Source organism: Cellulophaga sp. 3_MG-2023 (assembly GCF_030546975.1).
Classification (GTDB): domain Bacteria; phylum Bacteroidota; class Bacteroidia; order Flavobacteriales; family Flavobacteriaceae; genus Cellulophaga.
The window spans coordinates 561762-577746 of record NZ_JAUOPS010000002.1; the positions used below are offsets into that span (position 1 = coordinate 561762).

The window sequence follows — 15985 nt, forward strand, 5'->3', positions numbered from 1 at the left end:
AAAAACCAAACTATGAAAATTATTGAAAAAATACTCTTAACCTGTGTTATCCTATTGGTGCACTCCAGTTTTTTACACGCTCAAAAAGCAATAACACTAGAAGATAGCAACGTAAAAATTACCGTAGATGGTACTACAGGTAACTTTACTGTAATTGAAAAAACTTCTGGTCAAATATGGAATCCAGATCCTTGGGAAAATGCTGCTGGTTTACTAACACTTACAGATAGTAAAAAAACTAAGCAAACAGTAAATATATCTAACAGTAAAAAAATAGAACTTACCAAAAAAGATAAAAATACGGTTGTAATAACATTTAGCAACCCTACTTTTAAAGATGGTTCTATAGCTAAAGGTGTAACACTACAAACTAAATTAAGTTTAGATACTAAAACATCTAAACTAAGAGCAGAAATTATAAGCTACAAATCTAGCAATCATAAATTAATAAATCTAAGGTATCCATCTCGCTACTTTAGCTTAAAAACAGATAAAGATATAGGTGCCGCTGTGATACCACAAAAGCAAGGCATCATCTGTCCGTCTTATATTTTCCCTATGAATGGTGGTCGTTTTTGTAAATGGGATGATACCACATATAATAATAAATCTATAGGTACTTTAGAGCTTTTTAATAACGGCACAGGCTTATCTATGCCATGGTGGGGAACCTACAATAAAAAATCTGCAGTAGTTGGTATTATTGACAAAGACGTAAGACCAAAATTATTTTTTAACATTAATAATAACGGTCAGTACTTATTTAATGCAAAGGGTAAAATGTCTACCTACCAAAGAGTACAATTTTTAGATCCTGTATGGGACATATCAACACCTAACCAAACAATTGGAGGCATAACTTACTCTTTTATTCCTAAAGGAGATTATGTAGACATGGCTAAAGAATACAGAAAAGAAGCTAAAAAACGTGGCCATTTTGTTTCTCTAAAAGATAAACTAGCAAGAAATCCAGATGTAGATAAACTGCCAGGTTCTATCTACTTTGGTATTTATGGCGGCTACCCTCATTATGTAAATATGCCAGGTATGGCTTTTACTTTTGATGATTTAAAAAATATGATTACTACAATACACGACACTCTAAAAGTAGACAATGCTTTTATACATGCCTGGGGAACTTTCTCTAACTACGTACCTAACAACTGGCCAATAAGTGAAGAACTTGGTGGTGTTAAAAAACTTAAAGAAGCGGTAGATTTAACTAACAAATATGGTTACTTATACTCTTCATACCACTCCTACTCTGCTTTATTAGAGAACGATCCAGATTTTTCTACCGAATTTATGTGGAAAGATGCTAACGGTAAATTACAAGAAACCAATAGCAGATGGGCACGTGTAGATAGTAAATACCAATTAGGTTTGGCAAAAAAACACATCACTGAAGAAATAAAAGCATTAAACTTAAAAGCAGATATTACAGATATTACGTTTGCTGCTTATAGAGAAAAAGGAAAAGAAGGGCGTATTGCTCTTGCCAAATACATAGACTCTTTAAACCTTGTAAACGGAACAGAACACGGCCAAGAAGCTTGGATTCCTTATTTTGATATGTTTGAAGGCTTAACTTATCTTGGCAATCCTCCACTTTCTACTATTTCTAAAAAGGCTCCACTTTTTAATCTTGTATACCATGATGCTATTGCTGTTTTTGGAAAAATACAAGATCCAGATAACGAGGTTACTAACAATGGTGATTTTAGAATAAAGTCATTACGCAGCATACTTTTTGGTAGAGGAACAACTATTTTCTTTGCTCCGTATGAGTTTGACGGTATGTCTAGTATGATTAAAATGGCTAACAAATTAGTAGCTCCAATACACAAAGAAACATTTTATGCCGAATTAGAAAGTCACGAATACTTAAGTAAAGATTTTAAAGTGCAACGTACAAAATTTTCTAATGGAACTACTGTAATTGTTAACGTAGGTAATGTAGACCAAAAAATAGAAAACGGACAAACAATTCCTGGTTATGGCTATTATGTTACCAGAGAAAACGGAGAAATTAACAAAGGAAGCTACCAAGTTAGTTTGTTAGAAAACTAATTACTAAGGCATTTTAAGCATTTTTATGAGACACGGATTAACACTTGTGCTTTTACTTTTTGTAGTTGCGCAAAGCGTAACAGCGCAAAATGATTGGGAAAACGAGCATATTTTTGAAATAAATAAAATGGAGGCTCGTGCTGCTAGCTATTCTTATAATAATGAAAATGATGCCTTAAAAGGTAACAGAGAAACAGCCAAAGTAAAGTCTCTAAATGGTATCTGGAAATTTAAATACACAGCTAAATCTATAGATAGACCAACAGATTTTGTTGCTACAAATTTTAAAGGTGATGACTTTGTAGATATCCCAGTTCCATCTAACTGGGAATTAAAAGGGTACGGGCAACCCATTTACACAAATATTACGTACCCTTTTACACCCAACATACAAGACCCTAACTTAAAGTATGATTGGAAAGGACCACAACCTCCAAAGCCTCCTAAGATTTATAGAGATAATCCTGTTGGTAGTTATTATAGAGATTTTGAGGTTCCTAAAGAGTGGAATAATCAGTCTATAATATTACACTTTGGTGGAGTTTCATCTGCATTTTATGTTTGGGTAAATGGTAAAAAAGTAGGCTACAGCCAAGGAAGCCGTTTAGCTGCCGAATTTGACATTACTAACTACATAAAAAAGGGAGTTAAAAATAGAGTTGCCGTTCAAGTTTTTAGGTGGAGTGATGGCAGCTACTTAGAAGATCAAGATATGTGGCGACTAAGCGGCATACACCGTGAGGTTTTATTATTAGCACAACCAAAAATTGCTATTAATGATTTTTATATAAAAACCAAGTTTGATGCTAATATTGAAGATGCAAAATTACAAATTAGACCTAAAGTTTGGGTTAAAGAAAACCAAGATAATTTAAAAGGCTATACTGTTACAGCTATGCTATATAATACAGATAATAAAAAAGTACTAAACAAAGACTTATCTGTAAACGTAGACAAAATTTACAACGAACGTTGGCCACCTAGAGACATCCCTAAATTTGCTTTGTTAGAGGCTAACATTAAAAGGCCTAACAAATGGTCTGCAGAAAACCCGTACTTGTATACCGTTGTTTTAACCGTTAAAGATCCTAGTGGAAATGTAGTAGAATCTAGAAGTCAAAAAATAGGATTTAGAACTGTAGATTTTAGTGCTAAAAATGAGTTATTAATTAACGGAAAGCCTTTAAAGATTATGGGTATAAATAGACATGATCACCATCCAAAAAATGGAAAAGCACTAAGCAGAGCAGATTTACGTAAAGACGTAGAGCTACTAAAACAGTTTAATTTTAATGCAGTACGCACATCCCACTACCCAAATGATCCTTATTTTCTAGAACTTTGTAATGAGTATGGCATTTACGTAATGGCAGAAGCCAATATAGAATGTCACCATTTAGGCAGTTTTATACCGTATTCACCTTCTTGGGCAGCTCCTATTTTAAGCAGAGTGTACCGTATGGTAGAGCGCGATAAAAACAACCCTAGCATTATTTCTTGGTCATTAGGTAATGAGTCTGGTACTGGTCCGGCTTTTGCAGCAGCAGCATCTTGGGTCAGAGATTATGATTCGTCTAGGTTTATTCATTATGAAGGTGCACAAGGAGACCCAAATAATTCTGCCTATATAGAAGACGCTGGTTACAAATCTAACAACTGGCCATCTATGGCAAACCCAACAGACCCTGCATTTGTGGATGTCATTAGTAGAATGTACCCAGATCAATCTCAACTAGAAAACCTTGCAAACAGTGCATACATAAACAGACCTATAATTATGTGCGAGTATATGCACGCTATGGGAAATTCTATGGGCGGTTTAGGTGAGTTTTGGGATATTATTAGAGCTAAACCAAACTTAATTGGCGGTTTTATTTGGGATATGGTAGACCAAGGATTAGAGAAAAAAGATCCAAATGGCAATACCTTTTACGCTTATGGCGGCGATTACGGAGAAACTCCTAATGACCATAACTTTTGTATTAACGGTGTTTTTGCCTCAGACAGAACTCCAAATCCACACGCTTGGGAAGCAAAATATGTTTTTCAACCGGTTGCTTTTGAGGCTGTAGATTTACAAAATAAGCAAGTACGAATTATAAATCGTTTTGCCTTTACAAATTTAGACAAGTACGTTATTAAATGGGCGTTATCAGAAAACGGAAAAGAGCTTCAATCTGGAGAACTTCCAAAACAAGATATTCCTGCATCGTCATCAGCAATAGTCACAATACCATTCAACAATAAAAAAACTAACCCTAATTCAGATTACTGGCTACGTATATCACTTCACGAAAAAGCAGATCGCTTATGGGTTAAAAAAGGGTATGAAATAGCTAAAGAACAACTGCTATTACAGGCTAAAAAATCTATTCAAAATTACACATCAACCTCTAACAAAAATATCAACGCTTTAGAAAGCAACGATGCTTTTACTATTACTGGTTATAATTTTACAGCAGTTATAACCAAAGACAAAGGGTTGTTAACATCGTACAAAATTAAAGGTATAGAACAAATAACTTCTCCTTTAAAACCTAATTTTTACAGACCACCAATAGATAATGACATAAGAGGAGCCAGCAATAAAGTTTTAAAAAAAGGGCGCCAATTTTGGAAAAACATAGCAGACAATATTAAAACCTCAGAAACAAAAATTAGCTCTAAAAACAAAAAACGCATTACAGTTACAGCCAATCAATTTGTGAGTAATAAACTTAGTTTTAACACCAATTATACATTTTATAGTGATGCAACAATAGCCGTGAATTTTAATGTAAAAGCAGACACAACTTTACCAGAACCAGTTAGAATTGGCTTAACAATGGGCATTAATAAACAACTGAAGAAAACCGCTTATTATGGCAATGGCCCGTTTGAAAATTATAGTGATCGAAAACGAAATTCTGAAGTAGGAGAATACCAATCTAAAACAGATGCTATGTTTACAAATTATGTTTTACCACAAGAAAACGGAAACAGAACAGAAACACGCTGGCTAAAACTAACTAACAACCAAAAAACAGGCTTAGAAATTACAGGAAATCCTGAATTTAGTTTTTCAATTTGGCCGTACTCTGCAAATAATATAGAGATGGCAAAACATCCATTTGAATTAAAAAAAGAAGATTTCTACACACTTAATATAGATTATAAGCAAACAGGATTAGGTGGCACTTTATCACATTTACTAACAGAATACAGGCTTAAATCTGGTGAATACAGTTTTCAGTTTTTAATTAAATCGATTAAATAACATTTATAAAAAAAATATGGAATACAAGTTTAGTCATATTGGAATACCAACTACAGAAGAAAAAGAATGGGACGGTTTTTACGAACCAGGAAAAATACACTACACAGAGTTTGATAAAGACGAGTACAATATAGAATGGGTAAAATTTGATGCTGATAGCCCAATGCCAAAGTTAATGCGCACCATACCACACGTTGCTTATTTTGTAGATAATATGGAAGATGCCTTAAAAGGTAAAGACATTTTAGTTGATACTTTTTCTCCTGGAGAAGGTGTACGCGTTGCTTTTATAAAACACAACGGAGCTCCTGTAGAATTTATGGAGGTAAAAGAATAACTCTCTACCCGTAAATAACTCCATTTTAATAAAAATCTATTACTGTAGAGTTAAAATAATGTTACAACAAGGTAATTTGCTTTAATCATTTTACCTTTTTTTTCTTTTAATTTGTTGTAATTCACTCATTACTAATAGTGAAACACATACAAATGAAGAAAAGTATTATTTATCTATTATTAACTTTTATTGCTGTACACCTACAAGCGCAAAAACAACCAAACATTGTTTTCTTATTTTCTGATGATGCTGGTTATGCAGACTTTGGTTTTCAAGGCAGTAAAATAATGAAAACTCCAAACCTTGATAAGCTAGCAAAGTCTGGAGCTAAATTTACCCAAGGCTATGTTACAGATGCTACCTGCGGACCATCTAGGGCCGGCTTAATTACAGGTAAATACCAACAACGTTTTGGATACGAGGAAATTAACGTTCCTGGCTATATGAGTGCCAATTCTAAATTTTTGGCAGATGACATGGGCTTACCATTAGACCAGTTAACAATTGCAGATTACCTAAAAAAATTAGGGTACAAAACTGCTATGTATGGCAAATGGCATTTAGGCGATGCAGACCGTTACCACCCAACTAAGAGAGGGTTTGATGAGTTTTATGGTTTTAGAGGTGGTGCGCGTAGTTACTTTGGCTACAATGATGTTTCTAAAGCCAATTTAGACAACAGAATGGAAAGAGGTTTTGGCAACTACCAAGAGCCAACCAAATACGTAACCGATGCTTTGGCAAACGAAGCTGTTTCGTTTATTCAGAAAAACAAAGACAATCCTTTTTTTATATACTTAGCTTTTAATGCTGTACATACACCAATGCAAGCAACAGCAGAAGATTTAGAAAAATTTCCTAATTTATATGGCAAACGAAAAGAGCTAGCTGCTATGACATTAGCACTTGACAGAGCTTGTGGCAAAGTAATAAACAAATTAAAAGAACTTGGTTTAGATAAAAACACAATTATAGTTTTCTCTAACGACAATGGCGGACCAACAGATAAAAATGCATCTTTAAACTTACCATTAAGTGGCACAAAATCTAACCATTTAGAAGGCGGAATAAGAGTGCCTTATTTAATAAGTTGGCCAAAACAAATAAAGTCTAAAACGGTATACAATTACCCAGTTAGCACTCTAGACTTACTACCTACTTTTTACGCAGCAGGAGGTGGAAAAACTGAAGACTTAAAAGACATAGATGGCGTAAATCTTTTGCCATATATAAATGGTGAAAATAATGCTAGACCGCATAATACCTTATTTTGGAAAAAAGAAGTAAGACTTGCCTATAGAGAAGGCGACTGGAAATTAATACGTTTTGCAGACAGACCAGCAGAGTTATATGATTTATCTACAGACACTGCAGAACTAAATAATATTGCTTTTAAACATCCAGAAAAAGTAAAATCTATGTTTAAAAAAATGTTTGAATGGGAGTCTACATTACAACGACCACTTTGGATGCTAAAAAGAAGTTTTGAAAATTACGACATTGACCGTATGGATAGGTACAGAACTCCCGAAAAAGTAAAAAAAGAGATGCAACAGTACAACTCTCCAATAAAAGAGAAACGTCAATTTGAAAAAAACAACAAATAACAAACTAACTTATACTCAATTTTAAAATATGAAACAATTTACACTTATAGCCTTTAGCGCTCTGGTTCTTTCCTCTTGCGGACAGGATAAAAAAGCAAAGATTCCGGAAGCAACTGCAAATACAGAAAGTAAAGATCTAGCTCTAAACTTAGATCCTAACGCAGGTATTATAAATAATGCCAATAGTCCGCATGTTGCTTTTAAAAGTATAGATATGGGAGATTGCCAATGGACAGAAGGTTTTTGGGCAGATAAATTTAAAATTGCCGAAACAAAAATGGTTCCCTATATGCGAAGTTTACTAACTGGTGATACTGGCCACGCATTAAACAACTTTAAAATTGCTGCTGGCTTAAAAGAAGGTGAACACAAAGGTATGCATTGGCACGATGGTGACTTTTATAAGTTTATGGAAGCCACAATGTATGTTTATGCACAAAATAAAGACGAAGCTTTATTAAAAGAAATAGATAGTTATATTGACATCATTGGAAAAGCACAAGAAAAAGATGGCTACCTACAGACTCAAATTCAGTTAAAAGATGATCGTTCTAGGTATGAAAACCGAAAGTTTCATGAAATGTACAATTCTGGACACTTATTAACTAGTGCTTGTATTCATTACCGAATTACGGGTCAGACTAACTTTTTAGATATAGCTGTTAAACACGCAGATTTGTTACACTCCTTATTTATGACAGATGATGAGCGATATGGTCGTTTTGGTTTTAACCAAACACAAATTATGGGCTTAGTAGAATTGTACAGAACAACAAAAGACAAACGCTATTTAGAGTTAGCAGAGAAATTTATTAACAACAGAGGATCTTATAAAGTTGCAGAAACACCAGAAACAAAAGGATATCCTATTGGAGATATGGTGCAAGAGCGCACACCTTTACGTAAATCTGATGAAGCAGTTGGCCACGCGGTTTTAGCCTTGTATTATTATGCCGGAGCTGCAGATGTTTATGCAGAAACAGGAGAACAAGCCTTAATTGATGCTTTAGATAAATTATGGATGAATGTTGCACTTAAAAAAATGTACGTAACCGGTGCTGTTGGTCAAACTCACTACGGAGCATCAACTAATAGAGATAAGATTGAAGAAGGTTTTATAGACGAGTACATGATGCCAAATATGACTGCATATAATGAGACTTGCGCCAATGTGTGCAACTCTATGTTTAGCTATCGTATGCTTGGCGTACACGGTGAATCTAAATATGCAGATATTATGGAAACCGTATTATACAACAGTGCATTATCTGGTATTAATTTAGAAGGAGACAGGTATTACTACGCTAATCCACTTAGAGTAATTCACGGCTCTAGAGACTATGACAAAATGAACACAGAGTTCCCAACAAGACAAGCTTATTTAGACTGTTTTTGTTGTCCTCCAAACCTAGTTCGTACAATTGCAAAAGTATCTGGCTGGGCATATAGCAAATCTAAAAATGGTATTGCTATAAACCTTTATGGTGGTAACACATTAAAAACAACACTTGCTGATGGCTCTAAGTTAGAGTTGAAACAAGAAACAGCTTACCCTTGGAATGGAGATGTAAAAATAACAATGCAAGCCTGTAAAAGCACTCCTTTTGATGTGCTTGTTAGAATTCCGGATTGGGCAGAAAACACAAAAGTACTAGTAAATGGCAAAGAGATTAACGCTACTGTAAAAGCTGGTGAGTTTACTACTATTACCCGACAATGGAAAAAAGATGATGTAATACGTGTTGCAATGCCATTAGATATAAATTTTGTAGAAGGTCATGAACGTATTGAAGAAGTACGTAACCAAGTAGCCATAAAAAGAGGTCCTCTTATATATTGTGTAGAATCTGCAGATTTACCTAAAGACACTAGTATTTTAGATGTATTTATTAAAGGTGATGCGTCCCAACTAAAATCTGAGTACAGGCCAGACTTTTTAGGTGGAGTATCTGCAATAACAGGAAACGTTTTACTACGTAAGGATGCTAGTAAGGCAGATAAAATGTATCACAAAGTAAAAAAACCAGAGTGGAACACTTACAATACAACCTTTGTTCCTTATTATGCTTGGTCTAACAGAAACAATGAAAAAGAAAGTGAAATGACTGTGTTTTTACCAGTTGTTTGGGAATAAATAACACGTTAGTTTTTATTAAAAAAGGGGATAAGTTGTACAACTTATCCCCTTTTTATATTTTAATTAAATATAGGTAATTACACTAACTTATGATCTTTTAATGGTAAACTTCTATACCTATCTCCTGTTGCTTTAAAAATTGCATTAACAATTGCTGGCGCAATAACAGGTACTCCTGGCTCACCAACACCCGTTGGTTTTTCATTATTTTCTACTATTTCTACATGAATTTTTGGTGCTTGTGGCATACGTAACATTTGATAATCACCAAAATTGGTTTGTTCTATGGCACCATCCTTAGCCGTTATTTTACCATAGAAAGCTAAAGACATACCAAAAATAGCAGCACCTTCCATTTGTGCAATAATTGTATTTTTATTTACAGCCAAGCCACAATCTATAACAGAATGTATGTTGTGTACTTTTACTTTATTATTTATAACAGACACCTCAACTACAGAAGCCACATAAGATAAAAAACTATAATGTACAGCAAGTCCCATTGCATGACCTTCTGGTAACTTTTTACCCCAATCTGCATTTTTAGCCGCCAGTTTTAGCACGTGTTTTAAACGAGCAGTATCATATTTATATTCATTTTTTGTATCTTCAATACGGTCACTACCAATTAAATTTAACCTAAACTCTAACGGATCTACTCCTGCCTCATTAGCTAATTCATCAGCAAAAACATTTATTGCAAAACCGTGCGGAATATTTATAACAGAACGCATCCAACCTATTCTAACGTGTGCTGGTGCTTCACCGGTTTCTACTTGCATATTAGGAATTTCAAAAGGTACATTAGTTGCACTTGAAGCTTCAAACGGAGCAGGATGCAAAATACCAGGAGAAAATGTAGAACCTATAGATGGTAATGCAAAACGATGCAACCAACCTGTTACTTTTCCGTCTTTATCTAAACCACCTTTCATATATTGTGCAGCTACGGTATGGTAATATCCGTGTTTTACATCATCTTCTCTTGTCCAAACAACCTGTACAGGAGCATTAATTGCCTTAGAAATAGCTGCTGCTTCTACCACATAATCTGGTTTAGATTTTCTACCAAAACCACCACCTAAAAATGTCACATTTACAGTAACATTCTTTTCGTCTGTATTTAAATAAGCACTAACCTCAGTCCTTGTACGTTGTGGTTCCTGTGTTGGTGCCCAAATTTCACAATTATCACCTTGCACCCAAGCAACAGCATTAGGCACCTCCATTGGCGTATGTACCAAATGTGGCAGTTGGTAGGTACTTTCTATTGTTTTAGATGCTTTTTTAAATGCATCATCTACATTACCAACAGACTTAGCAACCTTACCTTTTTTATGTACGTTAGCTGTTAACTCTTCCATATAAGCATCTGAGTTATAACCTTTGTTATCACCCAAATCCCATTCTACTTTTAAAGCCTCTTTACCTTTAAAAGCTGCCCAAGTATTTGTAGCAACAACAGCCACACCTCCTAATGGACCAAAAGGCTTTTCTACTCTAGGAATTTCTACAACATCTATAACACCTGTAATTTTTAAGGCTTCAGTTTTGTCAAAAGACTTTACTGTACCAAAAGTAACAGGACAACGCTTTATTGCTGCAAATTTCATATTATCTAAACGCTTGTCTAAACCAAAAACAGCGCTTCCGTTAGATAAGTTTTCTACATCCTTACTTGGTAAATACTTACCAATATATTTAAAATCTTTAGGATCTTTTAAAACAACATCTTTGGGAACCTCTATAGTTTTTGCTACCTCTACAAGTTCTCCAAATCCTATTTTTTTACCACTATTACTTATAACAAAATGGTTTTCTGCTTTTAATTCTGATGCAGGAACTTCCCATTTTTTAGCAGCAGCTGCAATTAAAACTGCTTTTGTAGCAGCACCAATTTTACGCATTTCTTCATACAAAAGACGTACACTTTTAGAGCCATCTGTATTTTGATCGCCATATTTAGCATCACCTACAGCTTGTTTAATACTTACTCTATCCCAATCTGCCTCCATCTCATCTGCAATAACAGACGTTAGAGAAGTACGTACACCTTGTCCCATTTCTGATCTTGATGCTACTAAAATTAGGTTACCATCAGAATTAAGCTGAACAAATAAATTAGGATTAAACTCTATTATTTCTTTTGGCTCACAACCTGTAAAAAGCGTTGTACCAGAAGCTATTATTAAACCTCCTGAAGCCAAACCTAGACCTTTTAAAAAACTTCTACGACTCACATTTTTAACATCCTTCATAACTAGCCTTTGTTTTTTAATTCAACAGAATGGTTTATTGCCTTTTTTATACGCGGATATGTACCACATCTACATATGTTACGCACCATTGCATTATTAATATCTTCATCAGACGGGTTGCTATTACCATTTAACAAAGCAGTTGCAGTTATTAATTGTCCAGATTGGCAAAATCCACATTGTGGTACATTATGTTCTGCCCAAGACTTTTGTAATAACTGAAGGTTTTCTGTTTGTCCCTCTACCGTAATTAATTCATTTTCTCCCACCGCAGAAACAGGTAATTGACAAGAATTTACAGCATTGCCGTCCATTAAAACCATACAAGCACCACAAAAACCTTTACCGCAACCAAATTTGGTTCCAGTAAAACCTATAATATCTCTTATTGCCCACAACAAAGGCATATCCGGATCTACATCTATAGTATGTATTTCTCCATTAATTTTTAGCTTGGTCATAAATCTTAATATTTAGTTTTGTAAAGATGTCTATGTTTTAAATTTACACAAAAATAAGTAGAACAATGCAGCGTAAAGACTGTATTAACACTTTATTTTAACACAGATAAAAGATACTAATTTATAGCAACAAAGCTTTTATTACCTCTAAAAACTAAACATACACCCTAAAGCACTTACAAAGAACATAAAAAAGGTAAAATAGTGTATGCTATAGATAAATTATAAGCATATTAAATTGCTACTTTTAAGTTCTTTTGATAGTATCAAATATTAACTTTTCTGAAGCAAATAATGAAATACGCACCAATAATACTTCTACTTTTTATTATTAGTAGTTGTCAATCTCAAAAGGAAAACAAAAAGCAAGCAACACAAAAGCCAAACATTTTATTTATTGCTATTGATGATTTACGCCCAGAACTTGGCACGTATGGTTCTAAAATTGCACAAAGTCCAAACATAGATGCCTTAGCAAATACAGGCTTACAATTTAACAATGCCTATTGCCAAGAAGCTATTTGTAGTCCGTCTAGAGCTAGTTTAATGACAGGAGCCAGACCAGAAAGCATTAATGTAATAGAAAATTTCACCTATTTTAGAGATGCCAATCCAGATATAGTAACACTACCCCAACAACTATGGGCTAATGGATATGAGACAGTGCATACTGGTAAAATTTTTCACGGAAAATATAATGATCCTAAGTTATCATGGAGCAGAAAACCAGTACCGCATAGCGTATTGAGCAGTGAAAAAAAGCCGAAATTTGGCTTTAAATTACCCGAAAATATAAAAATGCAAAAAGAAAATAGCGCAGCTATGATTGCTAAATATGGCAAAAATGCATTGCGTAATGGACTAGGAAAAGGTCCTGCTTATGAATTTGCAGACTACCCTGATAACACATATGAAGACGGTTATAACACAGACTTAGCAATTGCTACATTAAAAGATATGCTGCGTAAAAACCCAGACAAACCATTTTTTTTAGGTTTAGGAATGAAAAAGCCACATTTAGATTGGCAAGCTCCAAAAAAATATTGGGATTTATACAATGAAGAAGATATAAAGTTAGCTGCACAAAAAAATGCTCCAAAAGACGGTGCAACTATGGGTTTACACGCATCATTTGAATTAAGAGCAAGAGCCGATATTCCTAAAAAAGGTGGTATTAGTGACGAGCAAGCTATAAAATTAAAGCATGCATATTTGGCTTGCGTTAGTTACATAGATGCACAAATTGGACGTATGTTAAAAGCGTTAGATGAATCTGGACAAAGAGATAATACCATTATTATTTTATGGAGTGATCACGGTTGGCATTTAGGAGATATGGGCATTTGGGGAAAAGCAACTAATTATGAAATTGCCACTAGGGTACCTTTAATTATTTCTGCTCCTAGTATGTCTAAAAATATTAGAGGTACAAAAACAGATGCCCTAGTAGAACTTGTAGATATGTACCCTACTCTTTGCGACTTGGTAGATGTTTCAGTACCTAACACTGTAGAAGGACAGAGTTTTAAACCTCTTTTAACCAACCCTAAACAAGACTGGAAAACAGCCGTTTTTAGTCAGTTTCCTACGCCTGCATTAAGAGAATGGGCTGCAAACCCGCTGTCTAAAGGTATGAAAGAAACTTCTTTTGGTCCTTTAATAGAAGAAGTAGAGGCTAAAATAAAAAAACAGCAAGGAGACAAATGGAACAGAGACCTATTTGAAAATAAATTAATGGGCTACTCTATGCGTACAAAAAACTACAGATTTATAGTATGGAAAGATTATACTAACAAAAATGCTGAGCCTATTTTTATAGAACTATACGATCATATAAAAGACCCAACAGAAACTATAAATATTGCGAAAGAAAACCCTGAACTAGTAACTAAGTTATTAGCACAATTTAATAAAGGTTGGAAAGGAAACTTAGCACAACTTAACTAATCTTAATTATGATATTACTTAAAAACTCTAAAACTATTTTTTTTGCAGCATCATTGTTGGTATTAAGCTGTACTAATAAACCAAAAAAAGTAGCGCAAATAACTCCAAAAGTTGACACAAACACAAAGCAACCTAATATTTTACTTGTGCTTTGCGATGATTTAGGCTATTCTGATGTTGGTTTTAATGGCAGTACAGATATTAAAACTCCTGAGTTAGATAAATTAGCTAGTAATGGCACAATGTTTACCTCGGCTTATGTTGCACATCCGTTTTGTGGCCCAAGTAGAGCAGCATTGTTAACAGGTAGGTATCCGCATACAATTGGCTCACAGTTTAATTTACCTGCTAACGGAGAATCTTTGGGCAAAGGTATTTCTACTAACGAGCAATTTATAGCCAAAACACTACAAGAATCTGGCTATTACACAGGAGCTATTGGAAAATGGCATTTAGGAGCAACACAAGAGTTTCATCCCAACCAAAGAGGTTTTACAGATTTTTATGGTTTTTTAGGCGGAGGGCATAACTACTTTCCTGAAGAATACCGTCCTAAATATGAAAAACAAAAGAAAGCCAATAAAAAAATAATTAGAGATTACATACTGCCTTTAGAACACAATGGCAAAGAAGTTAAAGAAACAGAATATTTAACCGATGCCTTTTCTAGAGAAGCATCTCGTTTTGTTAAAGAGGCTTCAAATAAAGAGAAACCCTTCTTTTTATATTTAGCCTACAACGCACCACACGTACCGCTTGAAGCCAAAGAAGAAGATTTAAAAATATTTTTAGACATAAAAGACAAAGACAGAAAAACCTATGCAGCAATGGTCTACGCTGTAGACAGAGGAGTTGGCGCCATTGTAAACACATTAAAAGAAACAAATCAATTAGAAAATACTTTAATTATATTTTTAAGTGATAACGGCGGAAATACAGACCATGGCGCAACCAATTTTCCATTACACGGAAGAAAAGGAGATACTTGGGAAGGTGGTTACCGCGTACCAATGTTTATGTATTGGCCAAAACACATTGCCAAAGGAGAAAAAAATAATTTCCCAATTAACAGTTTAGACCTCTACCCTACCTTGGCTCATTTAGCAAAAGCAAGGATTCCTAACAATAAAATTTTAGACGGAAAAAATGCTTGGGAATCTATATTAACTAATAAAGATCTGCATAAAAAAGAAACTTTATTTGCTATGCGCCACAGAGAAGGCTACACAGATGTATCTGCAAGAAAAGACGAATGGAAAGCCCTAAAAGTTAGCAAACAACCTTGGAAGCTTTTTAAAATTACAGAAGATATTGGAGAAGAGAATGACTTAAGTACAAAACACCCAGACATATTAAACTCACTTGTTAGTGATGCAGAAAAATGGAGTAAAACACATACAGAACCACTTTGGTTTGACCCTACGTATTTGCAAGAAATGTGGAAAGACAGCACAATGGCTACTTTTAATAACACATTTCTTAATCCTAAATAACTAGCTATTAAAATTACAATACACTAAACTCCTTATTAAATATAGTAAGGAGTTTTTTTACACCTCATCTTATTACCTACTAACAAGCCATTTAGACCTTAAAACAACTACAGTCAAGGGTCATCTACCCCTATTTACATCTCCTTACCTTAAAATAAACCCTTTTTAATCAAAAAGGTTAAAATAATGTTATCGAAAGGTAAAATTGATAAATAGACACCCTGTTTTTTACGTTTCTTTTGGGATATGAAACTAATTTTTATGATGTCCGCATTTTTTTCAATAACACTTTTTCTTTTTAAAAGAATAAATGCAATTCATCTTAAAGAAAATGAACTACAAAAACCACGTATTAATGTTCAAGTATTTAATGCTTAGCATACAAAACACTATGTAACTAAAAAACTCCTAACGTAACA

Annotated in this window: 9 protein-coding genes; 7 read left to right on the forward strand and 2 right to left on the reverse strand. The window is 34.2% G+C overall.

Features of this window, described 5'->3' with window-relative positions; all coding sequences use genetic code 11:
• Positions 1-12: 12 nt before the first annotated feature.
• The 5 genes from Q4487_RS07405 (at position 13) to Q4487_RS07425 (ending at position 9404) form a co-directional block, all read left to right on the forward strand.
• Positions 13-2070: a DUF5696 domain-containing protein gene (locus Q4487_RS07405; RefSeq protein WP_303540489.1), complete on the forward strand. Its 2058-nt coding sequence runs from the start codon at positions 13-15 to the stop codon at positions 2068-2070.
• A gap of 25 nt (positions 2071-2095) precedes the next feature.
• Positions 2096-5326 (forward strand): glycoside hydrolase family 2 TIM barrel-domain containing protein, encoded by a 3231-nt coding sequence (locus Q4487_RS07410; RefSeq protein WP_100893955.1) that lies wholly within the window; start codon positions 2096-2098, stop codon positions 5324-5326.
• A gap of 16 nt (positions 5327-5342) precedes the next feature.
• Positions 5343-5663 carry a hypothetical protein gene (locus Q4487_RS07415; protein ID WP_100893956.1) on the forward strand — a complete coding sequence of 107 codons (321 nt, stop codon included), beginning with the start codon at positions 5343-5345 and terminating at the stop codon, positions 5661-5663.
• A 152-nt stretch (positions 5664-5815) separates the two neighbouring features.
• The gene (locus Q4487_RS07420) at positions 5816-7270 is read left to right on the forward strand and encodes a sulfatase (protein WP_100893957.1); all 1455 of its coding nucleotides are present in this window, start codon (positions 5816-5818) and stop codon (positions 7268-7270) included.
• Positions 7271-7298: 28 nt separating this feature from the next.
• Positions 7299-9404 (forward strand): glycoside hydrolase family 127 protein, encoded by a 2106-nt coding sequence (locus tag Q4487_RS07425; protein WP_100893958.1) that lies wholly within the window; start codon positions 7299-7301, stop codon positions 9402-9404.
• Positions 9405-9484: 80 nt separating this feature from the next.
• Here Q4487_RS07425 and Q4487_RS07430 read toward each other — a convergent pair whose 3' ends face one another.
• Together Q4487_RS07430 and Q4487_RS07435 are read right to left on the reverse strand one after the other, a co-directional pair.
• Entirely contained in the window at positions 9485-11665 is a 2181-nt protein-coding gene (locus Q4487_RS07430; RefSeq protein WP_303540484.1) for a molybdopterin cofactor-binding domain-containing protein, read from the reverse strand.
• A gap of 2 nt (positions 11666-11667) precedes the next feature.
• Positions 11668-12126: a (2Fe-2S)-binding protein gene (locus Q4487_RS07435; protein ID WP_100893960.1), complete on the reverse strand. Its 459-nt coding sequence runs from the start codon at positions 12124-12126 to the stop codon at positions 11668-11670.
• 294 nt (positions 12127-12420) lie between these two features.
• Between Q4487_RS07435 and Q4487_RS07440 the strand changes: the two genes are divergently transcribed.
• Positions 12421-14073 (forward strand): sulfatase, encoded by a 1653-nt coding sequence (locus tag Q4487_RS07440; protein WP_303540480.1) that lies wholly within the window; start codon positions 12421-12423, stop codon positions 14071-14073.
• An 8-nt stretch (positions 14074-14081) separates the two neighbouring features.
• Positions 14082-15566: a sulfatase-like hydrolase/transferase gene (locus tag Q4487_RS07445; RefSeq protein WP_303540478.1), complete on the forward strand. Its 1485-nt coding sequence runs from the start codon at positions 14082-14084 to the stop codon at positions 15564-15566.
• The last annotated feature ends 419 nt before the right edge of the window (positions 15567-15985 follow it).

Coding starts and splice junctions, on each gene's coding strand:
- Q4487_RS07405 (WP_303540489.1), top strand. CDS start 13: ATGAAAATTATTGAAAAAATACTCTTAACCTGTGTTATCCTATTGGTG.
- Q4487_RS07410 (WP_100893955.1), top strand. CDS start 2,096: ATGAGACACGGATTAACACTTGTGCTTTTACTTTTTGTAGTTGCGCAA.
- Q4487_RS07415 (WP_100893956.1), top strand. CDS start 5,343: ATGGAATACAAGTTTAGTCATATTGGAATACCAACTACAGAAGAAAAA.
- Q4487_RS07420 (WP_100893957.1), top strand. CDS start 5,816: ATGAAGAAAAGTATTATTTATCTATTATTAACTTTTATTGCTGTACAC.
- Q4487_RS07425 (WP_100893958.1), top strand. CDS start 7,299: ATGAAACAATTTACACTTATAGCCTTTAGCGCTCTGGTTCTTTCCTCT.
- Q4487_RS07430 (WP_303540484.1), bottom strand. CDS start 11,665: ATGAAGGATGTTAAAAATGTGAGTCGTAGAAGTTTTTTAAAAGGTCTA.
- Q4487_RS07435 (WP_100893960.1), bottom strand. CDS start 12,126: ATGACCAAGCTAAAAATTAATGGAGAAATACATACTATAGATGTAGAT.
- Q4487_RS07440 (WP_303540480.1), top strand. CDS start 12,421: ATGAAATACGCACCAATAATACTTCTACTTTTTATTATTAGTAGTTGT.
- Q4487_RS07445 (WP_303540478.1), top strand. CDS start 14,082: ATGATATTACTTAAAAACTCTAAAACTATTTTTTTTGCAGCATCATTG.